This window comes from Methylicorpusculum oleiharenae, assembly GCF_009828925.2.
GTDB classification, from domain to species: domain Bacteria; phylum Pseudomonadota; class Gammaproteobacteria; order Methylococcales; family Methylomonadaceae; genus Methylicorpusculum; species Methylicorpusculum oleiharenae.
In genome coordinates this window covers 38,438-61,830 of sequence record NZ_WUTY02000003.1, presented here as the reverse complement: position 1 = coordinate 61,830, position 23,393 = coordinate 38,438, and the positions used below count along the sequence as shown (strand labels likewise).

Sequence of the window (23,393 nt, the reverse complement as noted above, 5' to 3'; positions counted from 1 at the left end):
AGCGACTTATTGGCGCAATGCAAGATTTGCATTGCGATCGATAATCTTTATACTGCACACAAAATGAAATTAAAACGAACACAAAAATGAAACCGATCGAGAATAAAAAAACAGTCGTCATCGCTGTCGCCAACCACAAAGGCGGGTGCGGTAAAACTACAACGGTCGTCAATCTGGCCGCCGAACTGGCCAAAATGGATCTGTCCGTTCTGGTGATTGACCTCGACCCACAGGCCAACGCCAGCTTGCATATCGGCAAGAAGCACCCGAGCGAAGTGCCGGTCACCTGCGCGGAACTGCTGTTGTCCGATGTCGAGAAATTGCCGCAATCGATCTATGACGATACGTACATCGAAGGCGTCTCGCTGATTTACGGATCGCTCAATCTCGGCAAGGCCGAAGACGAGCTCAAGGATGAAGTACCGCGTCCCTCCGAAGAGCTGCGGGAAAAGATAAAAAATCTTCACGGGATTTACGACGTCATCTTGATCGACTGCCCGCCTAGCCTCAAGCTACTGACCAGCAACGCATTGGCCGCCGCTACGCATCTGATTATTCCGATCGAGTCTGGCTCACAGTACGGCATGTACGGCGTTACCGATCTAATGAAGTTAGTCGAAAAAATTAAACGTATCAACCCAGGACTCGAATTGATCGGCGCTTTATTGATCCGCCACGATGCGAGGCAAACGGTTTGCAAGTTGATCGAGGCCTCGGCCAAGGAACTCATCGGCAAGCTCATCGATGTTCGTATTTCGACCAGCACCAAGGTTAACCAGTCCGCGATGGCGCAAACGAGCGTTCATGACATAGACCGCACCTGTAAAGTCTCGCGCGAATTCAAACGCCTGGCCGATGTGATCGCCAAACAACTCAATCTTGTATAAGGACCGGCTCAGTGGCTAAAGACATTAAAAAGATGCTGGAGAAAAAGCTGCAGGAGAATACTCAGCGTCATGCGTCAGCGGAACAGTCTGTAAATTTTGACCAAGGCAGGGAGCTAGTTTCCGTTCTAGTCGACAAGATAGAGCCGAATCCGTATCAACCGCGACGCATTTTTCCGCAAGACGAACTGGACAAACTGGCCCAGTCGATCGCCGAAGTCGGCTTGTTGGAGCCGATTCTGCTCAGGAAATTCGGCGACACCTATCAAATCGCCGCTGGCGAACGACGTTGGCGGGCGCATAAGCAAATCGAGCGACGTCATATCGATGCTGTGGTCATGGGTATATCGGATAGCGACATGGCGGTATTCGCACTGGCAGAAAATATCGACCGGGAGGATTTGAGCGATTACGAAATCGGTATTGCTTTAAAGCAGGTCGAAAATGCCTTTCCGACCAAGAAAAAGCTTGCTGAGTCGTTAGGACTTAACCGCCAGGATATGTATCGCTATTACGCCTATGACGACCTTCCCGAATTCATCGTTACCAATCTCAATGAAAACCCGCGCTTGCTGTCAAGATCGGCGGCCAGCGACATAAAGCGGCTATTGAACGAGAACAAGGACAATCCAGCCGTCAACGATTATTTGGCTGAGGCATGGGATTTGCTGTTGAGCAGTGATCTCGACCAAACCAAGATCACCACGTATATAGCACGCAAACTCAAGGGTTATGAGCAAAAAGACAGTCATATTCAGGATGCTCATAATTTGATCCGGAACGGTAAGAAGGTCGGCAATATCGCCAGAACCGAAAAGCACATCACCGTAAAGCTAAATGCAAGCGTCTTGAACGCCGAACAAGAGCAAAAGCTGAAAGATTTCGTCGAAAAGCTGATTCAAAGCGAAGACTAGGCATTTTTCCCAAGCTATTTGAAAAGTGTCGCAAGTTGCGACACTTTTTATCACTTCATGCCCCACCCCCCCAATTTGCCTAAGGCAAGAGTCGACGACATCGAGCCGCCAAAACCCCTTGCGTAAGTTGATTGGAAAACCAAGAAACCAAGTCCGCATGTCCGCAAAGAAACCCTGGAAAAGAAGGGATCGGGCTTTGGAGAGAGGGCTTCAACTTCAAATACTGGTGCCAACGGTACACGACAATGGGATAGCAAGCATGGTATAGGGAATCAAACTGGGCTGTGCGAAGAAAGACGGGGCGGCAATGGCAGAGATGCCTGAGCCGTGTGGCCAGGGATGGCTTTGCCCGCGCATGTTTGGAAAAGGAGCCGCCTTTAGGCTGAATTTACATTTTCGGGATATGTGGAGTTCAGGAATATGCCGAGTATAATTGCCACTGGACGGCAGTAACCGCATAAAATCATCACGTTTGCGCCATTCGATCCACTGATTTAATCCGCATATTATTGCCGTCTTTCATCTCACCGATTTAAGGAGGTCAGTATGCTTACAACATATCTTAAACGCCAGACTACTCTTACCACTTACTACACCAGCTCTGCTGGACCATATTTGGATGAGTTCACTGACTGGTTAGCTCAGTGCGGGTTCCACGATGAAGTCATATGCCAATATCTTCCGGGCGTCAGCGAGTTTGCGGCCTGGGTTGATGCCACCTATGGCAACCTGACTTCATTTCCAGTTAACGCACTTAATCATTTTCACGATTACCTCGCTACACGCGGTCGATTGCGCTATTCAAAAGGTCAGCACTCGGTATACTGGTTGGGTGCACATCACTTTGTCGAGTTTCTCCAGAGTCAGAACAAAATCGTCGTCACCGAGATATCACCGAAGACGACACAACCGGAGCTCTTCCGTCAATTTGAACACTGGATGCAAACACACCACGGAGTGCAGTCTTCAACGCTACGCAATTACCGCCAGCATATCGTTGAACTGCTATCAACGCTCGGCGAACATCCTGAACAGTTCACCGCAGACGCGTTGCATACCTTTATCCTGAACTACGCTCTCGGGCGCAGTCATGCACTCGCTAAGAAGCGAGTGACGGCAGTTCGTATGTTTATTCGGTTTTTGATCACAATGGGGCATTGCCAGCCAGGCCTTGAGGCAGCGATTCCGGCTCTTGCCGAATGGCCACTTGCGCGGTTGCCTCGTTATTTACTTCCAGAAGAGGTTGATCGTGTCCTTGCCCATATTAATCGTACCACGCCAATCGGCATCCGCGACAAAGCAATCCTTTTACTACTGGCTCGATTGGGATTGCGAGCCAGTGAAGTCGCTGAACTAGCGCTTCCTGATATCGATTGGTCTGCGGGAACATTTTCCGTTATTGGCAAGAGCCGACGAGAGGCGAAGCTACCTTTGCCACAGGAGGTTGGTGATGCCTTGTTGGAATATCTTGAGAGTGCACGCCCATCGGTTAAAACTGACCGTGTCTTCATCACTGCAATCGCTCCCTGGATGCCAATAACCCGGCATGTTGTCAAGCAAGTTGCCGCTCAAGCGATACGGCGTGCTGGAATCAATGCACCATCGTTTGGCGCCCATGTCCTGCGTCATTCAGCTGCTACAGGGATGCTGCGTCAGGGAGCGTCGCTCCAGGTGATCGGCGAGGTATTGCGGCACAGTTGTCTTGAGACTACGGCTCATTACGCGAAAGTGGACATAGCCTTGTTGCAGCAGGTCACGCGTTCGTGGCCGGGAGGAGCATCATGCTAAAAGATGCCATCGATACTTATTTGGCCGTACGCCGCGCTGCGGGCTTTAAGCTCACAGACGATGCGTTTTATCTGTTTCACTTCGCTCGATTTGCCACTGCCCAGGGAGACACGCATGTAAAGTCACAGACGGCTATCGCTTGGGCAGGACAGGCACGAACTGAATCACAGCGCGCTATCCGCTTGAAAGCGGTTATTCGCTTTGCCCGCTTTAGCTATGCCGCCGACAACCGCCATGAAATTCCACCACAAGGTGTATTTTGCTTTCAACGTCATCGACCAATTCCCTATCTCTATACCGAAGCAGAGATTCAGGCATTGATGGGTGCGGCAGCACGGCTGGAGCCAGCAGATTCGTTTCGTCCACTGATGTATCGCACCTTGATTGGGTTACTTGCGTCTACGGGATTGCGTATTTCCGAGGCGCTCGGCTTGTGTTTTAAGGACATTATGGCGGATGGGCTGCTGATTCGGAAAACGAAATTTGGCAAAAGCCGGATAGTGCCGCTCCATCCCACGACGCATTTAGCACTGGAAGAGTATCTTGTCGAACGCGCTAAACTCGCCACTACTGATGATCATTTGTTTATCTCGAAGTGGCGTCGTGGGATGTGCCGCCAGACGGTATATGCCACATTCAAAGAGCTCCTGAAGATGGCCGGTCTCCCTCGCCAATCTGGGCTGCCACGACCAAGGCTAATCGATTTTCGTCATTCCTTCGCGTCGAATGCACTCGTAGACGGCCCGGATCGTCGCGATCAGGTCGGTCGCCACACGCTGGCGTTGATGACGTACTTGGGTCATGCCAGCCCAAACAGTACGTTTTGGTATTTAGAAAGTTCACCGCTCTTAATGGATCACATCGTTCGCGCCTGCGAACATTTCGTCGAGGAAAATACACCATGACTCCGATCGCCCCTCATATCACCGCATTTCTACAAGAACGATTGCCGCTACAACGAGCCGCGAGCGAGCATACCTGCGACAGCTATGCCTACGCTTTTCAACTGTTGTTTCAATTTGCCGCCGCTCGGTTGCATGTGACACCCTCCGCGCTCTTCCTTGAGCAACTCGATGCCGCTTTGGTGATGGATTTCTTGCAATATCTGGAAACGGAGCGCGACAACAGCCCGCGCACACGCAATGCTAGGCTCGTTGCGATCAAGTCATTTATGCGCTTTATGGAATATAGAGAACCCGCTCTCTTAGAGCAGAGCCGACGTATCTTAGCCATTCCCGCAAAGCGAACAGATACACGGCTAATCAATTATTTGTCATTAGACGAAATGCAGGCACTGCTCAATGTACCGGATCTGAAACGCCGCGACGGTATCCGTGATCGAGCTATGATCCACCTCTGTTTTTCGGCAGGACTGAGAGTATCCGAACTGGTTCATCTCCCATTACAGGCGCTGGAGTGGCAACCATCACCCAATGTACGCATTTTCGGTAAAGGGCGTCGAGAACGTCTATTGCCACTCTGGAAGCAGGCAGCTTCCGATCTGCGTGCATGGCTTGCCGTGCGAGGACAACCAGCTGCGACAGAACTCTTCCTAAATGCACACGGAGAACCCATGACCAGATCGGGCTTCGAGTATGTGCTGAAGAAACATGTGGAAGTGGCTGCTAAACGTTGCCCATCTATTGAGAAAAAACGGATATCTCCTCATGTCCTACGTCACACCGCCGCGATGGTGGTATTGCAAGCAACAGGCGATATCCGAAAGGTATCGTTGTGGCTTGGACATGGGGATATCCAGACGACCGAAGTCTATCTACGCGCTGATCCGACCGAAAAACTTGAGGCGATGAGTGCGATGGTCCCGCTTACGCTTAAACGTGGTCAGTTCCGTGCGCCGGACCAGTTGATTGCCTCTCTACGAGGCGGCTAGAATATGCTGAGTAGTTCGGAGCCGAACGACCCATGTTGTTCGGCTCCTCCGTTCGCCACTTTCCATATTCCTGAACTCCGCATATCCCGAAATATGCTGAGCTCAGCATATTCGAGGGGTTGGGCAATAATAGCCTGTTTGAACTGATTCAAAAATCAGGCCTCCGCATCAGTGAAGCCTTGGGTCTGAAAATCCAGCATATCCGCGTGGTGGATGGCGTAGCCAAACACGTTCGCGTGATAGGGAAGGGCAACAAAGAGCGACAGGTACCACTACCGGAGTCGTTTGGCCGGGTGTTGGCTCTATCGGTGGCCGGAAAATTCCAGGAAGATTATGTCTTCGCGAAAAAAGCCGGCGGAAAAGCACCGCAACCCCACGCCGCCAGAGCTTATTTAAAGAAGCTGATCGACAAAGCCGGCATCGAGAAGAAGATTACGCCGCACAAGCTTAGGCATACTTACGCTACCCGGTTATTGGAAAAAGACGTGCAGCTGGTGGATATTCAGGCTCTATTAGGTCATGAGAGCATTGCCACTACGCAGATTTATACGCATGCTGGGCAGGAGAGGCTTAGCAAGTTGGTGGCGGATATTTAACTTCAAAACAGAAAACAGGGATTGCATCTACCTCGAACGCCACGATCCCGATAAAACCTGGACAGGTTTTATCAAATGTTCGTCACGGCCGGCGTTTTCGGGGATTGATCGTTGGTTAGGGAGTGGGGTAGGCTGGATCACCTGGCACTGTTTGGAAAGTTGGTTTGATAGCGAGGAAGAGGCAAAAACAGCCGGAAATAAGTTAAGGGCCATTAAGGAGAGGAAATGGTACCACTCTATTTTGTGGTTTTAGTGATCAAAGAAAAGTGGATGGCCTATATATTAAAGTATAAGCTATGACTACAAATGAACCACAATAAACCGGAGTAGCGATAATGGCAACTGAAGCATTTACTATTAGAGCTGAAACAGAGATCGTGCATCAACTCGATAGCATGGCCGGAGCGTTAGATCGTTCCCGCAATTACTTGGTCAACCAAGCCTTGCGCGAATACCTGAAAACCCATGCCAAGCACATTGAAAAAATCACAAAAGGCATAACCGCCGCTGATCGTGGCGAAGTCATTGAGCATGACGAAGTGATGAAAGAAATGGAAGCCATTGCGCAACCTGCATCCGAGGACGATTTCTTTAACTATGCAGGCATTTGGGAACATCAAGATATCGACCAAGCCAGTATTCGCGCAAAATCCTGGCCGGATCGGCGCTGATGATTCTCTGTGACACCAATATTCTGATTGAATTTTACAAAGGCAATCCGGCTATCATTCAAACACTCAGAACGATAGGACCGGCCAATATCGCGGTCAGCGTTATCACCAAAGCTGAACTGTTTTACGGCGCTAGAGATAGACAAGAGCTAGCCAAAATTGAACGCCATCTTATACAGTGCCATTGTTATGGCCTGAATCCGGCCATTTCTACCTTGTTTATTGACTTGATGCGGAGCTATTCGCTCAGCCATAAAGCCTCGATCCCGGACATGCTGATTGCAGCGACCGCGATTAGCCATGATGCGACGCTGTACACGCTGAATACCAAGGACTTCAAATTCATCCCCGACTTGAATTTGTATCTTCAAATTGACTTTGAATAGTTACATGACTCCAAGACAGTTACCAAACGCGAAAAAAGATATATAACTTACACCATGCGCTTGCTGGAAAAGGACGTGCAGCTGCTGGATATTCAAGCCCCGATTGGCCATGAAAGCATTGTGACGACGCAGATTTACACGCATGCTGGGCAGGAGCGGTTGAGTAAGTTGGTGGCGGATATATGAATGGGAGAGAACTCTTGGTGTTGCTTAATAATCTGCGAATCGTTGAGTCATGCCCAGCCCAGCCTCTTCCTGATACACCATCGGAAATAAGGCTATCAAGGCCATAAAAAGATAAACTACACCATTAATTTCAAACAAACTCACAGGCGCATGCCCGATACAACTTACGAACAAGCGGCCGGTCTCATTGAAGCGGCGGAAAAAATAAGCCGTTTACCTGTCCGGGTGACATGGGACGACACCCTGACTGTCGGGGCGGTGCTGCATTTAAGCGAAGCGCAGTGGTCCAGTCAGTTAAGGATTTCAGTCAATCCCAAAAGACCCGACATCCCGTATCTCGTTGGCGTGCAATGCGCGCTGGCTATCCGGTATTATGAACAACGGGAGTCTAAGCACCTGTCCTCTCCGGCAAACTGCCTGGCTAAAACGGTAGCTGAGTTTGTGGCTCTGGGTTACGATGCCGACACTGCCAAAATGTTCGCCGACAAAATGTTAATGGGATTGGGCAGTCAACTTCGCAGTGCGGCGCCGCTGATAAAGCTATCGGCACACATTCACAAAGACTATCCGGAGTTAAGAGATAGTCAGTTAACGCATTTTTTAGTGGAAAAAGACGCGGGCGAACAGTCTTTAAGCATCGAACCTGAAAAATTCCCTGATTGGCTGTTACACAGTCATCAAGCCATCAATGGAGCTACGGCTCTGGCTTCTGACTACCTGTTTAATCGCACCGATTTTTTTGAACCCTATAAGCACTGTGGCTTTGAAGCCGTCTGTACCGGATTGGTGGGTGACGTGACCGGCAGCAAGGCCGATGCCACCGATAGCGAACTCGTCGACGCGTGGCTTAAGCGCCTGGCTTTAACAGACCGTTTTGAATGGATAACCCCCTCACTATGAAAACCCCTGCCCCTGCCCCTGGCACCGTGTTCATCAAAATTTCCGAATATGATGTGTCGGCCTTGCCGGAAGCCTACCAAGATCGGCATGCGGAAGGGTTTAAAGACTACCTGATAAAACACATCGCCGAAGAGTCCAGTGTCGATGGTCTATTTCCCAAGGTCAGCATTGATCACGATACGTTGATCGTTACCGAAGATCTCGAGGCAAAAGCACAATCAGAGGCGGGTCTGGACGCCCTGCAGCGCGGCCTTTACCCAAAAGGCCACGCCATTTTTGAAGCGCTGTACGCACAATACCCCGCCAACCCGATCGTGCTTTACAACCTGGGCATGGTTTACAGCGATGAGGGCAACTTTGCCAACGCTATCGAGTTGTTGGCCAACCTGACCCGCATCAAACCGGACTATGTCCATGGCTGGGTTGCGCTTGCCGTTGCCTATCTGCGTAATGGTCAGATCATTGAAGCCAATCAAGCAGCACAAACGGCGGTCAAACTGGCGCCGAACGATCCGTATGCACTGAGAACCGCCGGTTATATTGCGTCAAAGCTCAACGAACCCGAAGCCGCTGCCTTGCTGGAAAATGCGGTCAGAGCGGGTCCTAATGACCCTATCGCATTATTGGCACTGGCGGAAAACTTGTTGGCCATTCATAGCGACGAAGCGATTAAAAAACGGGTAGCGGCGTTGCTGACTCAAGTCATTGAAGCGGCACCCGGTTCGAAAGCGGCCGAGCGTGCTGAAGACATTTTGCGGGGCATTGCCTATGACCAATTCCGCCAAACCAAGGGCCTTAATCAAGCTGCCGTCAACTACTGTCTAAAAGCGCTGGAGACATTCAAAGGCATGTCAGACCAGGAGATTTCCGGCGTAGCGCTCGAAACCGCAACGCTCGGGCAAAGTGGATTGGATGTGAATAATCCCAAAAAAACCTACCCGCTCAGATCCATACCGGGGAATTACACCGGTCTTAATATCGTTTGCATCATGTATGCTGCGCTGGAACGCATCGCGCCGGGACAGGATGCCGGGTTTGATATTAAGGCTGAGTATGAAGAGGCGTTGAGGATTTCCAAAACCAATAACTGACTTGGTTTGGCCATGAAAGCATTGCGACGACGCAGATTTATACGCATGCGGGGCAGGAGCGGTTATCTAAGTTGGTAGCGGATATATAAACAGGAGATACGTGCTTTTTCTTGATTTCATAATCGGTTTTTTTTGCACTTATCCGGCATTTTCATCTCGGATCGGCCGACCGTAAGGAATGCTTCGTAAATGAGTAATATTGCCCTGTAACAGTCGGTATAACTGGCTTGGCACTCCTAACTTCAAGAAAAACGAGTGTTTATCTTGTAGTCAAAAAACCGCCAATTTGATCGGGAAAGAGCACAAGAAAACTCATTGTGAAAATCAAAAAAGATTCAATGCCTCGATTTTGCTTTTCATGTCCTTCCTGTTACTCATTTACGAAGCATTCCTTACGGTATCCATGCTGGTCGACATAACCTTCAATTAACCCCTGTTAGCTGCATCTTTGCCTTATAAGGCATTGTTATAGTTGAACTTCCAAAATTCCTGGGTTTGGGCTTACAACCCCAATAACGTAGGCGCTAGGTCCTGCACTTCTATTTCGCCTTTCTCAACACATGAACCGTCGAAGACAAGAGTTAGATTTTCTACGCTCATGCTAAATGCCTGTTGCCACACTTCCATAAAATGCAAAAGCCCGGACAAAATCCAGGCTTTTTCTACGTCAGACTTTAGCGCATATTTTGAAATTTCGAGAATCTCCTAGACAGCTGATTAATATCAATCATGGCTATGATTGTATCCAAGGCATGTAAGTGTAAATTAGATTCTAAAGTGGGCATGCATGCTTGCAACGGTCACATCCTGGGGTCTCTTTGCCAATGATACAAGTTCTATTGTCGGCGCGAGCACTCGCAATCGCATAATCTGCAGCATCATCACCTAGAATGTGGAGGTCGATCACATGGGCAGCGATTCGAGCTGACATTACTGCTTCAATAGTAGATTCTAATGATGGCACTCTTCCCGTATGCTCTTCTCTCGTAACCGCTGCAAGGATGTGGGCACACCCTTCAAGACCAAGAAGCGTAGCTCCAATAGCGCTTGATACATGATCCATGCCTATAGCCGTGTCGGTTGGTATGGGGCCGAGAGGCATAATCGGAAAGCCGCTCTTTCGTAGTATTGACGCTAGCCTCTTGATGTCAGCTGGTCGTGCGTGGCCAGGAGATTCTATGATTACACCAACGTCTTCGTTTGAAATAATTTTTGCCAATTCAATTTGACGTTCAATTTCAGCCTGTTGGGCGGCGTCACATGAATCAAAAATATTGGCGGATCGATAGGAAGCACCAAGACTTAAGACAGTCCCATTAATTTTTGCATGATGAATCAACTGGGGTAGAATTTCTATGTAGGCATTTTCGCTTCTCCAATTTCGGCTTTCTGCATCGGCGATAATGATGCCTCCTCCTCTGGAAGTACAAGGTACAAGACGATTTAGCGCCAGACTTTGAATATCCTCAGATGGAGTTGGATGAATCGTCAATATCCCAACACCACCCTCCATTTGCTCTATACATTTGTCTAACAATTCCGCAGGGTCGATTCGACCACCATGGCTACTAATCGTATAGACAGGCAGGCAAGCAGCAACAAAAGGCGTCTCCTTAACGATCCATTTCCACAATGGCAAATCCTGCATTATTGGACAAATACTGAGGTCACCGATGATGTCGGGAGCGTTATCCATAGTAGTTAATGCTCGAATTTTTGCGATTTGATCTGGAAGTTGCCGGGGATGACTAATTCCAACAAGAGCCATCACACGAGTTTTTAGACCAAGGCCTACTTCGAAGCAACCTGAAGCTGATTGGACCTTAATAATCATTGGCTAGGTCAATGATTTAAAATAGTTCGGACGCAATTCATAACGTCCTCTGGTTCTACTTGGCAACGCAGAGCTTTATCCAAGTAAACGCCATTAATACTTCTCAACGCATCCTGTATCCCCTGATTCTGATCCAATAACCGCCACGGCAAATCCTCTTTGCATTCCGGAACAGGAATAATTTGACACCCTAAATCAAGGGCGACACCTACCTCCGCCTCTGTACCCATACCACCCTCGTAAACAACCATTACCTGAGCAGACCTTAGCAATTGTGAACGCCATTCCTTAAGGATAGGGATAAGATTTCTATCGTTCGAAAAATTTGGATTCGCAGCATAGGGATTGGGAAACACACTTAGCCGCCTTAAAATATCCGCTTTTCTCTGTATGCACTCCTCCAGATAAGCCGACACAACAAACCGGCTTGTACCAGCGGATTGGCCATCAAGAAGCACAAGATTGCTTTCCTGAGCTAGTAACCGGCCAATGCATTGCAGGCGTGTAGATTGCTTTCTTTCATTCCGACTATGTGAGCCAGTGACAAATACTGTGTTACCTCTGGACTTTAAAGCAATACGATCCAATATCTTTTGAAGCTCGCCAAATTCGTCAATCTGGCATGCTTGGATTCCAACTCGCGCAAGGTCTCCAAGCCAAAGATCCTGCCGCTGTTGTTTTTTTGCATCTTGATTTCGCAATAAAATAATAAAGTGTTGCCGAGTGGCGTTGCGAGCTAAACGCCTAGCCTCGACAAGAATATTATTGATGTCACTATCTTCATAGGAATACCCTATGAAAAGGAATGATTTGTTAAGCAGGTCCTGGCCGAGCCTGCGTGCCATCGCAGGTCTTCTATCAAAAAATGTCTCATAGTCTTCCTGTGTAACGACCAAATCGTCATGCGGTGAATTCTCAATGCATCCATGCATCTTGACCACCTCAATTTCGGAATTTTCAACACTTCGGGATACGGAATCATCGGAGGCTTTGACATTAACGTGAAAGTAGCGACGAAAAGCATCCTCCAAAAGCGTATCGTAATTTGTCGTCCATAGATTTTTTACATTCGTCCGAGCTAATGTTGTGTGGTATTGATTAAGCGGATAGTGTTTCGTCAGCTCCTCTCTGAAATGCTGGACGAGAGGACCTCTGTTACCGTTTGCTTGATTAACGATATATTGCGCCACTAATGGCAGATTATCTTCAGCATCGATGATCAACCCAAGACGAGTGCGAGCCATCCCACCAAGTAATCCTATCCAGTTTGGCACTGCTGAAGCACTAGAAATTCCCGATCCTACAAAGATCGCCCCAAAACCTGCCGCTAGTTGCTTAGAAAATTCTTGAGCAAGATCGTTGGCATCCATGGCACCGCCCTATAATGGATTATTGAAAAGTGGTTATTTTACCCTTCAAGCAATCTATCCAGACATTTGGATGGGTATGAAGAATTGCCTCAAATTGTTCGTAATCGAAATCAACTGGTTTACACAATTATATATTTCCATTTAGGACAAAATAGTATGTACTTAGACTTAGATGGATAAATGCTGCCAGTGTGGGCTACGCAACTTGCACAGTATGCAATAATATCTTTGTTAATATTACCACGCCTGGAAAGGCGGCAAAATTGTGGTCAAATTAACCTGACAAACGTGTCTAATATCAAAGGTCAGCGTCCTACTGATTAGAATAATATGGAGCGCACTCCGAGCGCATCAAAATTACAGGAAGCTTTAACAACTGCATGAATCAGCAACAAATCAAACAACTTGAAACCGAACTTTGGGCCAGCGCCGATAATTTGCGGGCCAATTCCAAACTGACTGCGGCAGAATACAAAGACCCCGTATTAGGTTTGATTCTGCTGCGTTATGCGCAAAACCGATACCAACAAGCCAAGTTAAGCCTGGAAGCCAGCTTGCCGGAAACCCCGCGCGGCAAAGTGAAACTGACGAAAGAACACTTTTTGGCTGCGGGAGCCATGCTGGTGCCCGAACAATCGCAATACGACTATCTGGCCAATTTGCCGGAAGGCGTTGGCATTTGCGAAGCTTTGAATACCGCCATGCGCTTGATTGAAGAGGAATACACCGATCTGGCTGGCATCTTGCCGAAGAATTATCAGGAATTGGACCCGGATTTACTCCGCGAACTAATCCGGATATTCAACAAAGACTCGGTCAAAAGCCTGACCGGCGATGTGTTTGGCCGCATTTACGAATATTTTTTGATGAAGTTTTCCATGAGCGGTGCGGGTGCTCAGGAAGGCGGCGAGTTCTTCACCCCTCCGTCATTAGTGCAACTGATCGTCAACATGATTCAACCCGACCACGGCATCGTTCAAGACAATGCGTGCGGCTCCGGCGGTATGTTTGTGCAAACCGGCCACTTCATCGAAGAACACGGCGGCAAAAACGTCAACGAAACCATCAAATGCTACGGCACCGAATTAAAGTCCAATAACGCCAAGCTGGCGAAAATGAATCTGGCTATTCATGGCATAGAAGGCAAAATCATCGAAAGCAACAGCTTTTATAGTGATCCGCACGGCTTGATCGGCCAATGCGACTTCGTGATGGCCAATCCACCGTTTAACGTCAACAAGGTTGACAAGGATAAGGATTACGTTAAAAACGACCCACGCCTGTTTAAAGACGTGGGCATTCCCAAGGCCGACAACGGTAACTATTTATGGATACAGTATTTTTACCACTACCTGAACGACAAAGGCCGGGCCGGGTTCGTTATGGCCAGCTCGGCCACCGATGCCGGTAACAGCGAAAAAGCCATCCGTCAAAAGCTGATCGAAACTGGCGCGGTGGATTGCATCGTGGCCGTGGGCAACAATTTTTTCTACACCCGCTCGCTGCCTTGTCATGTGTGGTTTCTGGATCGCGGCAAACGCGAGGAAAACCGCGACAAAATCCTGATGATCGATGCGCGCAATACCTTCCGCAAAGTCACGACCACCATCAACGACTACTCACCCGGCCAGTTGTTGACTTTCACCGCCATCATGAACGCCTATCGCGGCGACTTGCTGGCCATCGACATATGCACCACGCAACTTCAAGCCCACGCTATTGAGCAAGCCACCAGTCTAGTCGAGGCGGTCAATGAGTTACGGCAACAGTGTGCCGGCAGCTTGTTTAACAACACTGCCTTGAACTTTAAGGCCGCACAGCTGGAGTTGGCGCACAGCGTGATCCTGGCTAAGGATGCCGATTACGCCGCTTGCCACGCCTTATTGAAAGCCTTTGAAAATCCTGTGCCCCAGTTGGCGGCACTGCTGGAAAACTACAAAACCCAACTGGATGCCGCCAAAAAAGCCCTGGATAAAAAAGACAGCGCTGGCAAAAAGCAACTGGATGAGCAAGGCAAACTGCTGCGCGAATTATCCGCAGCCATCAACGCATATCAAAACCAATACGGCAAAAGCCAGGTCGGCGAACCGATACAGGATTACAAACAGGCGCTGAAAGACTGGCAGCATGTGTTGCACTACTTTCCCGACGGCCACTATGCCGATGTCGAAGGCTTATGCAAAATTGTCCATCTGGCCGAAGTGGCAGAAAACGACTACAGCCTGACACCGGGACGCTATGTGGGCTATAGCATTCAGGTAGATGAGGATTTTGATTATCAAAATAGGTTAAGCGAAATTCGAGAGGAACTGGCTTGTTTAAATACTAATGCCAATGAATTGATGGGCTTAATTCAAGGCATTTCTGTATGAAATGGAAACAAATCACCCTAGGTGAAATCTTACGAGTTAAGCATGGCTGGGCTTTTAAAAGTGAACACTTTTCAGATGTTGGTCAGCACATAGTTTTAACCCCAGGCAATTTCTATGAAGAAGGGGGATTTAAGGCAAGGGGGGATAAAGATCGGTTTTATTCTGGAGATTATCCGTCGGAATATTTGTTATCGAAAGGTAATGTTATTGTGGCAATGACTGAACAAGGTGAAGGGCTGCTTGGTAGCGCTGCAATAATTCCCGAAAATGATCGTTTTCTACATAATCAACGATTAGGCCTCGTCACAATTAAAAACGATGCCGAAGCGGATTTGTTTTTTGTTTATAAGTTATTTAATACCCAAATAGTCAGGCAACAAATATCTGGTAGTGCAAGTGGTGCGAAAGTTAAACACACCGCGCCGGAGCGAATTTATAAGTGTAAGGTGGAATTGCCGCCCCTTCATTTACAGAGAAATATCGCCGCCATCTTGTCTGCCTATGACTACCTGATTGAAAATAACTTAACACGCATCAAGCTCTTGGAAGAAATGGCGCAAATCACCTACGAAGAATGGTTTGTGCGCCTGAAATTCCCCGGCCACGAAACCACGCCGCTGGATTCGGCAACGGGCTTGCCGGTGGGGTGGAAGAAAGAAAAGCTTGGTAATGTGACGTCATATATAAATAGAGGGGTTTCTCCTGATTATGTTGAGAATGATGGTTTTTGTGTAATAAATCAGAAATGCATCAGAAACCATTATGTTAATCTTGAAGAAGCTAGATTAACTTCCAAAGCAAAAAGAATTCCAGATGACAAATTAATAAATAAGCTTGATATTTTAATAAATTCAACTGGAACTGGAACTTTAGGTAGAGTTGCTCAAATATTCGCAACACCAGGTTTTGCTACTGTTGATAGCCATGTCACTATTGTTCGGGCTAGTACGCCTATATTCGCTTTGTATTTAGGAAGGGCTTTAGAACATATTGAGTCTTTTATTGAAAATTTGGGTAAAGGTGCAACCAATCAACAGGAGCTTTCAAGAACTGATTTGGCTGAACTCATTAAGGTGGTGGTACCAACAAAAGATGTACTAATCAAATATGATGAATTTTCATCACCTATTTACGAATCTATTTCAATGTATCAGTCGCAAAACCAACTCCTCAAAGAAGCCCGTGACATTCTGCTGCCGCGTCTGATGACCGGCATGATCGATGTCGAACAGCTGGTTTTGCCAGAGTCGTTCAGCAATCTGTCAGCTTCGACGCAAGTGCCGCAAACCGTATGAGCCGCCTGAGTTTCCAGTTATCCCTGCCGCTGCCTGTTTTGGGTTTGAGGCTATGCGCATGAAACCCTGGACCAGCAAAGCCATCGCTTACCTGCAAAGCAGTCTGTCGCCGGTGCCGCAGGAGTTGAACGAACTGGACTGGAAATCCAATCTGTCGCCGAAAAAGGATAAGTTGTGCCAGCACTTGTGCGCCTTTGCCAATTTACCCGGCGGCGGCTTTCTGGTGTTTGGGCTGGAAGATGCAACCGGCAAGGTGGTCGGTATCGACAAAGCGAGTACTGACAAGATTGTTGAACAGTTGGCGAATCTTTGCCGGGCCGGGGTGGAACCGTTGGTGAGTATGGATCACGCTATCGAGTTGTTTAATGATTGCCCTTTGTTGTTTGTGCATATCAGGGAGAGCGCGGTAAAGCCGGTACACTTGGCACATAAAAGTATCGAGGACAGTTTTATCCGTAGCGGCGGCAGTACCCGCAAGGCATCGCGGCAGGACGTGGGGGCGTTGATGTTGAACAGCAAAACCCCGGTGTTTGAAGAGTTACATGCTTCGATCTTGAAAAACGCCACCGAGGTGATGACCTTGTTGGATGTGGCCGGGATTCATGCCTTATTGAAAAAGCCGACGCCCAATAATGTCGAGGAAATCATCTATTGGCTGCAACAAGAAAAGATGATTGAGGACGTGGATGGCAAGGGGTTTTACATTACCAACTTTGGCGCACTGGCCGCCGCGCAAAATCTGTCGCAGTTTGATGGTTTGGCGCGTAAAGCGGTGCGGGTGATTCAGTACGAAGGCAAAACCAAAACCCAGGGCAGTAAGGAGTTTCCTGATAACAAGGGTTACGCAATTGGCTTTGAAGGGCTTATTCAGTTTTTGAAAGGCATTTTGCCGGGCAGCGAGGTGATTAAACATGCTTTGCGTACCGATGCTTCGATGTATCCTGAGATTGCTTTGCGCGAGTTGATCGCTAATGCGCTGATCCATCAGGATTTTACGATTCGCGGCAGCGGGCCGATGATTGAGATTTTTGCGGATCGGATTGAAATATCCAACCCCGGTAAGTTGTTGCCGGGCAAGAAGATTGATCGCTTGATCCGGGCCACGCCGGAATCACGTAATGAAGTGCTGGCCGCTGCCTTCAGACGCTTTAATATTTGCGAGGAGCGCGGCTCCGGTTTTGAGAAGGCGATTACCGCGATTGAGCTATTTGGTTTGCCGCCACTGAAAATGGAAGAAACCGATAGTTCGTTCAAGGTCATCCTGTACAGCCCAAAAACTTTTGCCGAGATGACCCGTGAAGAGCGCATCGAAGCGTGTTACCAGCACAGCATCATTCAGTATTATGGCGCTGGCGGGATGAATAATGCCTCCTTGAGAAAGCGGTTTGGGATGCATGACAAGCAAAGCCCGCAAATTTCTTTACTGATTAAAGACGCTTTAAGCGCGGGTAAGATCAAAATCAAAGATCCAGATAGTTCCAAGAAATTTGCGGTGTACCTGCCGTATTGGGTTTGATTGCTAGCAGCAGTCTTAGCTATGTAGTTGCTAGTAGCAGGTTTTGATCTTATTTAACCGTAATTCGGAAATCCGGAGATAGTAGATATAAATCAAACAGTTGCTATTTAACTATAGTTGCCTCGTAGTCTTGGTTGTGTAGTAGTTGCTAGTAGCAGTTCCTTTGATCCTATTTAACTGTAATTCGGAAATCCGGAGATAGTAGATATAAATCAAACAGTTGCTATTTAACTATAGTTGCCCCGTAGTCTTGCTTGTGTAGTAGTTGCTGGTAGCAGTTCCTTTGATCTTATTTAACTGTAATTCGGAAATCATGAAATAGCAGCTATAAATCAGACAGTTGCTATTTAAATGCAAGCGTTGGTGTTGTTACTGAAGTTAACAAGTGTTGAATGCTTGATTAGCATGAACCCAAGGTTTATCACGAACTTATTATTAATGGAATACGATTATTGCCATGAGTTACGAATATTCGGAAGACGGCCTGGTTGAGGCTGCGACACAGGAAGTACTGGAAGGACTGGGTTGGACGGTGGTTACCGCCTGGACTAAAGAAACCTTGGCAACTCAAGCGGATCGTAGCGACGGTTTGCTGGGGCGTGCGAATAAAGCCGAAGTGATTCTGGCGCGTTATTTGTTGCAGGCTTTGCGGTTGCTGAATCCAGATTTGCCGCACACCGCCTATCAGCAAGCGGTGGATGTGTTGAGCGAAGCTGCAGCGGATAAGCATTTGGCGGCTATTAACAAAGAAAAACATGAGCTGTTGGTGAAAGGCGTACCGGTCAGTTATCAGGATGACAAAGGCGTGTTGCAGAAAAAACGCCTAAAGGTGTTTGATTTTGATGATGCCGCCAACAATCATTTTTTGGCCGTCCGGCAGTTTGAGGTGGTGGGTAAGCTGTATAACCGCCGCCCGGATGTGGTGGGCTTTGTTAACGGTATTCCGTTGGTGTTTTTCGAGCTGAAGGCGCATCACACCGATTTACGCCATGCCTTTGACAATAATCTGAGCGATTACAAAGACACCATCCCGGAAGTTCTGCATTGCAATGCGTTTGTGATTTTGAGCAATGGCATCGATAGCAAGGTTGGCACGTTAACCAGTCCGTATAAGTTTTTCATGGATTGGAAGCGCATCGAAGAAGATGACGAAGGCGTGGTGAGTCTGGATACCTTGTTGCGCGGCACTTGTGCACCGCATCGGGTATTGGATTTATTTGAGAACTTTTTAGTGTTTGATGGCGAAGGTTCGGAAATTACCAAAATCATGGCGAAAAACCATCAGTTTATCGGCGTGAATAAGGTAATGGATCAGTCAGCGAATATTGAGGTGTTAAAAGGCAAGTTGGGTGTATTTTGGCATACGCAGGGTTCCGGCAAATCGTATTCCATGGTGTTTCTATGTCAGAAAATGCTGCGTAAGCTGGGCGGCAGTTATACCTTTTTGTTGGTGGTGGACAGAACCGAACTGGAAGGCCAGTTGTACGACACTTTTAGTGGTGTGGGTGCGGTGACGGAAGATAATGTGCGGGCGAAAAGCCGCGAGCATTTGCGCCAGTTACTGGCAGAAAATCATCGCTATGTGTTTACCTTGATCCATAAGTTTTCCATCGATCCCAAGAAAGAAACCGACTATCCGCTGATCACCGATCGCAGCAATATCATTGTGATTTCTGACGAAGCGCATCGCACCCAAGGCGGCGCGTTTGCTCGCAATATGCGTTTTAAAGGTATCCCCAATGCCTCTTATCTGGGATTTACCGGTACGCCGATTTTTAAAGACGAGCAGGAACTGACCCGGAATATTTTTGGTGAGTATGTGTCGGTGTATGACTTTAAGCGGGCAATTGATGACGGCGCGACTTTGCCGGTGCGTTATTTGAATCGCGGCGAGAAACTGGCCATTGAAAATCCTGATCTTGACCAACGCATGGCCGACATCATCAACGATACCGAGTTGGATGACGACCAGCGGCGTAAATTGGAACGGGCGTTTAAGCGCGATTATCCCATTTTAACGGCTGAGCATCGCCTGGATGCGATTGCCAAGGATTTGGTCTGGCATTTCAACGAGCGGGGTTATCAGGGTAAAGCCATGTTTGTGGCGCTGGATAAACCGACTGCGGTGCGTATGCATGGTTTGGTGATGAAATATTGGCCCGCGTATGTGGCGGAACTGAAGCAGCGGCTTGCCAAAGCAGAAGATCAGCAGGAAGCATTGAAACTGAAGCATCACTTGAAACGGGTTGAAGAAACAGAAGTGTGCGTGGTGGTCAGTAGCGAGCAAAACGAAGTCCAGAAGTTTGCCAACCTCGGCCTGGATATTGAACCACACCGTAAAAAAATGGTGAATCGGGATTTGGAAACGGAATTTAAGGATGAAAACAATCCGTTTCGTTTGGTGATTGTGTGTGCGATGTGGATTACCGGTTTTAATGTGCCGTGCGTATCGACCGTGTACCTGGATAAACCCATCAACGGCCATACCCTGGTGCAAACCATTGCGCGGGCTAACCGGGTTTACGATGACGAAAAGGAAAACGGACTGATCATCGATTATGGCAATGTTTATAAGCAATTGGAGCAAGCGTATTCGGTCTATGGTGACGGCGGCGGGAAAACCAAGCCAGGCCAAAATGGTGAAGATGGTGAAGGGAGTTCTGTCGAAAAACTAATCGAATTAGTTGATGACTTGGACAAAGCGATTGACGTTGTGCGTGATTTTTTGCTGGATGTTAGCTTTGATTTGGATAAATTGATTCATGCTGCATCGGCAGTTGAAAAATTAGGACAGCTTAAGCAAGCAACCAATGCGGTTTGCTTGAATGAAACCACCCGAACCCAATATGAGGTTGCCGCGCGTGATGTGTTTCGTAAATATATGGCTTTGTTTCCAGAGCCAGAAACCAAGCCCTTTTTGCCAGCGTTCAACGCTATTCAGGCGATTTACGACCAACTCAATCAAAAAACCAAGCAGGCCGATATTTCTGCGGTTATCCGCCGGTTACAGCAAGAAGTAAATATCAGTATTACCAGCCGCGACAATGAAGTGCGTGATGTGGACTATGTCGATCTGAGTTCACTCGATTTCGACAAGCTGAGAGCCGCGTTTGCCAGGTCTAATCAAAAGAATGCAGTCGTGTTTGATCTTCAAGAAGCCATTCAGAAAAAACTGGAACAAATGGTTCAGCAAAATCCGATTCGCTTAGAGTTTTACGAGAAATATAAAATAATCATCGAAGAGTACAATCAAGGCAAAGATATTCAGGCCGTACAGAAAGCTTTTGATGATTTGAATGATTTCATGCAAAACGACTTGGCGCCGGAAATGGAACGGGCGATGCGTGAGGAACTGGATGAGGAAACATTAGCAATTTTCGATTTGTTGAAAAAGCCTGAGTTAACCCCAGCAGAAGAGAAGAAAGTAAAAGAAGTGGCTAAACAAACATTGGCAACTTTGAAAGAGGAAAAGCTGAAAATCGAACGCTGGCGGGAAAGCACTCAAGTTGCCGCGCAAGTAAAAACTATGATTGATCACAGCTTACAATGGTTGCCACAAGAGCCTTATCCGGATGAGGAGTTGGATATTAGAAGTCTGTTGGTTTACCAGCATATATATGCCAATTATCAAGGGGCAGGGGTTAGTCGGTATGGGAGTTTTTAGTTACAAATAAACTTTCCTTGAGATGCAGCGCGTCCTTCATATTTATCAGGATCAATTTCCAAAAATTCATAATGAAATATTAAGAAAGGTCAATGAACTCAACGATTGGTGTCTGCCAGAGGCGCCATGTGCCTATACATGGGACCCGGAATCGAAGAAGTTCTTTGAAGATGTTGGCATTAGCGTCTCGATTAAAGAAAGCTTTTATACGAGTGTACATTACTTGATTCGACCCAGATCAGATTCTCCAATTTGTTGTGAAATTCATCAGGACACTTTTTGAGGAGGTATGGGGGAGGTCGATCATGCCCTAAATTACCCGGATAAGACATCGAACATCGCCTGTAGAGAACAGCTTCGAGTGTTAGCCAAACTTGTTGGCGCTGGCAGTCGTTTAGTTGACTCTATTTTTCGTAGCACTACTGAATAAACCTTTTCATCCTAGGCCAAGTCAGCTGACTATTTGATACCCTCTTAGCGTCCGTATTCATCCAAGTGAAAGTCAGCTAGATAGCTGTTGACTTGCCCACTTTAGGTCCTATAATCTATTTTATCGGACCTAAAAACACACTCAAAATCCTGCCTCATTTGCACCTATATATATAAGGTATAAACCACCATGGCCGACCTGATCCTCAAGAACCCAGAACGCGCACTGACGGCAAAACAGTTTCAGCAGTTATCTGACGTGCCACCGGAACTGGAATGGTTTGCCAACATCAATTCCGAGAAAACCCGCAAGGCCTACCAAAACGACATCCGCGATTTCGCGCACTTTGTCGGCATCCGCCAACCGGCTGAGTTTCGGACCGTCACCCGCTCCCATGTCATTGCCTGGCGTAAAACCCTTGAAGCGAAAAAATTCTCCGACGCCACCATTCGCCGCAAGCTCTCTGCCCTGTCTTCCCTCTTTGAGTATTTATGTGAGAAAAACGCCGTGACCCATAATCCGGTCAAAGGCGTGAAACGACCGGCGGCGAATAACAACGAAGGCAAAACCCCGGCCTTGAGTAATGACCAGGCCCGGCAGTTATTGGAAGCGCCGCCGGAAGACACGGTGAAAGGACAACGTGACCGGGCTATTTTGGCTACCCTGCTCTATCATGGTCTGCGCCGGCAGGAACTGTGCAATCTGCGCGTCAAAGATTATCAGCGACGCAGTGGCGTGATGATGTTTCATGTTCATGGTAAACGGAAAAAAGAGCGCTTCGTGCCGGTGGAACCGAAAACCCAACGCTTGATCGCTGAGTATCTGGAAACGGCAGGCCATGGTTCGGATCTGGAAGGGGCTTTGTATCGACCGGTGAAAAACAATACCACCGGCGATCTGACCAAATCACTCAATCCGCGTTCGGTGTATCGGGATGTGGTCATGGGTTACGCCAAACAGGTTGGCATTACACTCGATACCCACGGCTTTTGCGTGCACTCGCTTCGCGCAACGGCGGCCACCAATGCGCTAGATAACAAAGCCGATATCGCCAAAGTCCAGGAGTGGTTGGGACACGCCAATGTATCAACCACCCGGCTTTACGACAAGCGCAATAGTCGGCCGGAGGATAGTCCAAGTTTTAAGGTGGAGTATTGAAAATTGGCAACTAATGATCATTTTTCAGACATTTTACCTTGATGAGCGCGGGCACCTTTGAACTGCCTCTAAGTGGGGTTATTCTGCATAAAGGTACGTAACGGCTATTTTTGCCCAACGCCTCGAAATGGACAATATTATGCATTTCTAATATTTTATATTATTGATATTTTTTGTAATTTAGTCTCTTTCTGCGAAAAGAATTAAGTTTTTCCGACTGAGCCAAATCGTATGGTTAGTATCGTAAGTAATTGAACTTACGGGCTACTGTATATTAACTCTTTCTTATTTTTCCCATTTCTAGGATATGCGGAGTTAAGAAATATGCAGAGTATACTGACCCATGAACAGCAGTAACAGCATAAAAATCATCACGTTTGCACCATCCGATCCACTGATTTTGATCTGCATATTATTGCCTTCTTTCTTCGTACATATTGAAGGACG

At 47.6% G+C, this 23,393-nt stretch carries 17 protein-coding genes; 15 read left to right on the top strand and 2 right to left on the bottom strand.

Annotated features, from left to right (window positions below):
- Positions 1-86 precede the first annotated feature (86 nt).
- From GO003_RS25995 to GO003_RS25950, 10 genes are all read left to right on the top strand, one after another.
- Complete coding sequence (locus GO003_RS25995; RefSeq protein ID WP_159656296.1) at positions 87-887, top strand: ParA family protein; 801 nt, start codon at positions 87-89, stop codon at positions 885-887.
- 11 nt (positions 888-898) lie between these two features.
- Positions 899-1,798 (top strand): ParB/RepB/Spo0J family partition protein, encoded by a 900-nt coding sequence (locus GO003_RS25990; RefSeq protein ID WP_159656298.1) that lies wholly within the window; start codon positions 899-901, stop codon positions 1,796-1,798.
- 546 nt (positions 1,799-2,344) lie between these two features.
- Positions 2,345-3,586 carry a tyrosine-type recombinase/integrase gene (locus GO003_RS25985; RefSeq protein ID WP_159652060.1) on the top strand — a complete coding sequence of 414 codons (1,242 nt, stop codon included), beginning with the start codon at positions 2,345-2,347 and terminating at the stop codon, positions 3,584-3,586.
- The gene (locus tag GO003_RS25980) at positions 3,580-4,491 is read left to right on the top strand and encodes a tyrosine-type recombinase/integrase (RefSeq protein WP_159652058.1); all 912 of its coding nucleotides are present in this window, start codon (positions 3,580-3,582) and stop codon (positions 4,489-4,491) included. The genes GO003_RS25985 and GO003_RS25980 overlap by 7 nt, the downstream gene beginning before the upstream one ends.
- Entirely contained in the window at positions 4,488-5,477 is a 990-nt protein-coding gene (locus tag GO003_RS25975) for a tyrosine-type recombinase/integrase (protein WP_159652056.1), read from the top strand. Before GO003_RS25980 ends, GO003_RS25975 begins: the two co-directional genes overlap by 4 nt.
- Positions 5,478-5,596: 119 nt before the next feature.
- Positions 5,597-6,073 carry a tyrosine-type recombinase/integrase gene (locus GO003_RS25970; RefSeq protein WP_231089307.1) on the top strand — a complete coding sequence of 159 codons (477 nt, stop codon included), beginning with the start codon at positions 5,597-5,599 and terminating at the stop codon, positions 6,071-6,073.
- A gap of 335 nt (positions 6,074-6,408) precedes the next feature.
- On the top strand, positions 6,409-6,744 hold the full coding sequence (locus GO003_RS25965) for a CopG family ribbon-helix-helix protein (RefSeq protein ID WP_159655888.1): 336 nt from the start codon (positions 6,409-6,411) through the stop codon (positions 6,742-6,744).
- Positions 6,744-7,130, top strand: coding sequence for a type II toxin-antitoxin system VapC family toxin (locus tag GO003_RS25960; RefSeq protein ID WP_159655891.1), 387 nt, complete (start codon positions 6,744-6,746; stop codon positions 7,128-7,130). Before GO003_RS25965 ends, GO003_RS25960 begins: the two co-directional genes overlap by 1 nt.
- A 336-nt stretch (positions 7,131-7,466) precedes the next feature.
- A complete protein-coding gene (locus GO003_RS25955) occupies positions 7,467-8,216 on the top strand; it encodes a hypothetical protein (RefSeq protein ID WP_159655893.1) in 750 nt (249 codons plus the stop codon).
- Complete coding sequence (locus GO003_RS25950) at positions 8,213-9,307, top strand: tetratricopeptide repeat protein (RefSeq protein WP_159655895.1); 1,095 nt, start codon at positions 8,213-8,215, stop codon at positions 9,305-9,307. The genes GO003_RS25955 and GO003_RS25950 overlap by 4 nt, the downstream gene beginning before the upstream one ends.
- Before the next feature lie 772 nt (positions 9,308-10,079).
- On the opposite strand, the gene GO003_RS25945 is transcribed toward GO003_RS25950, so the two are convergent.
- Together GO003_RS25945 and GO003_RS25940 are read right to left on the bottom strand one after the other, a co-directional pair.
- Positions 10,080-11,141 (bottom strand): phosphomethylpyrimidine synthase ThiC, encoded by a 1,062-nt coding sequence (locus tag GO003_RS25945; protein WP_159655897.1) that lies wholly within the window; start codon positions 11,139-11,141, stop codon positions 10,080-10,082.
- Positions 11,142-11,149: 8 nt separating this feature from the next.
- Complete coding sequence (locus GO003_RS25940) at positions 11,150-12,511, bottom strand: SIR2 family protein (RefSeq protein ID WP_159655899.1); 1,362 nt, start codon at positions 12,509-12,511, stop codon at positions 11,150-11,152.
- Positions 12,512-12,891: 380 nt separating this feature from the next.
- Here GO003_RS25940 and GO003_RS25935 point away from each other — a divergent pair, with 380 nt between their 5' ends.
- From GO003_RS25935 to GO003_RS25915, 5 genes are all read left to right on the top strand, one after another.
- On the top strand, positions 12,892-14,883 hold the full coding sequence (locus GO003_RS25935; protein WP_159655901.1) for an N-6 DNA methylase: 1,992 nt from the start codon (positions 12,892-12,894) through the stop codon (positions 14,881-14,883).
- Positions 14,880-16,178, top strand: a complete 1,299-nt coding sequence (locus GO003_RS25930) for a restriction endonuclease subunit S (protein WP_159655903.1) — start codon at positions 14,880-14,882, stop codon at positions 16,176-16,178. Before GO003_RS25935 ends, GO003_RS25930 begins: the two co-directional genes overlap by 4 nt.
- Before the next feature lie 58 nt (positions 16,179-16,236).
- Positions 16,237-17,694 (top strand): ATP-binding protein, encoded by a 1,458-nt coding sequence (locus tag GO003_RS25925; RefSeq protein WP_159655905.1) that lies wholly within the window; start codon positions 16,237-16,239, stop codon positions 17,692-17,694.
- 457 nt (positions 17,695-18,151) lie between these two features.
- The gene (locus GO003_RS25920) at positions 18,152-21,358 is read left to right on the top strand and encodes a type I restriction endonuclease subunit R (protein WP_159655907.1); all 3,207 of its coding nucleotides are present in this window, start codon (positions 18,152-18,154) and stop codon (positions 21,356-21,358) included.
- A 619-nt stretch (positions 21,359-21,977) separates the two neighbouring features.
- Positions 21,978-22,946 (top strand): tyrosine-type recombinase/integrase, encoded by a 969-nt coding sequence (locus tag GO003_RS25915; protein ID WP_159655909.1) that lies wholly within the window; start codon positions 21,978-21,980, stop codon positions 22,944-22,946.
- Positions 22,947-23,393: the final 447 nt, after the last annotated feature.

What these genes read in the sequence shown, in the direction of transcription:
- GO003_RS25995 (WP_159656296.1), top strand. Translation starts at nt 87, where the DNA reads ATGAAACCGATCGAGAATAAAAAAACAGTCGTCATCGCTGTCGCCAAC.
- GO003_RS25985 (WP_159652060.1), top strand. Translation starts at nt 2,345, where the DNA reads ATGCTTACAACATATCTTAAACGCCAGACTACTCTTACCACTTACTAC.
- GO003_RS25980 (WP_159652058.1), top strand. Translation starts at nt 3,580, where the DNA reads ATGCTAAAAGATGCCATCGATACTTATTTGGCCGTACGCCGCGCTGCG.
- GO003_RS25975 (WP_159652056.1), top strand. Translation starts at nt 4,488, where the DNA reads ATGACTCCGATCGCCCCTCATATCACCGCATTTCTACAAGAACGATTG.
- GO003_RS25965 (WP_159655888.1), top strand. Translation starts at nt 6,409, where the DNA reads ATGGCAACTGAAGCATTTACTATTAGAGCTGAAACAGAGATCGTGCAT.
- GO003_RS25960 (WP_159655891.1), top strand. Translation starts at nt 6,744, where the DNA reads ATGATTCTCTGTGACACCAATATTCTGATTGAATTTTACAAAGGCAAT.
- GO003_RS25955 (WP_159655893.1), top strand. Translation starts at nt 7,467, where the DNA reads ATGCCCGATACAACTTACGAACAAGCGGCCGGTCTCATTGAAGCGGCG.
- GO003_RS25950 (WP_159655895.1), top strand. Translation starts at nt 8,213, where the DNA reads ATGAAAACCCCTGCCCCTGCCCCTGGCACCGTGTTCATCAAAATTTCC.
- GO003_RS25945 (WP_159655897.1), bottom strand. Translation starts at nt 11,141, where the DNA reads ATGATTATTAAGGTCCAATCAGCTTCAGGTTGCTTCGAAGTAGGCCTT.
- GO003_RS25940 (WP_159655899.1), bottom strand. Translation starts at nt 12,511, where the DNA reads ATGGATGCCAACGATCTTGCTCAAGAATTTTCTAAGCAACTAGCGGCA.
- GO003_RS25935 (WP_159655901.1), top strand. Translation starts at nt 12,892, where the DNA reads ATGAATCAGCAACAAATCAAACAACTTGAAACCGAACTTTGGGCCAGC.
- GO003_RS25930 (WP_159655903.1), top strand. Translation starts at nt 14,880, where the DNA reads ATGAAATGGAAACAAATCACCCTAGGTGAAATCTTACGAGTTAAGCAT.
- GO003_RS25925 (WP_159655905.1), top strand. Translation starts at nt 16,237, where the DNA reads ATGAAACCCTGGACCAGCAAAGCCATCGCTTACCTGCAAAGCAGTCTG.
- GO003_RS25920 (WP_159655907.1), top strand. Translation starts at nt 18,152, where the DNA reads ATGAGTTACGAATATTCGGAAGACGGCCTGGTTGAGGCTGCGACACAG.
- GO003_RS25915 (WP_159655909.1), top strand. Translation starts at nt 21,978, where the DNA reads ATGGCCGACCTGATCCTCAAGAACCCAGAACGCGCACTGACGGCAAAA.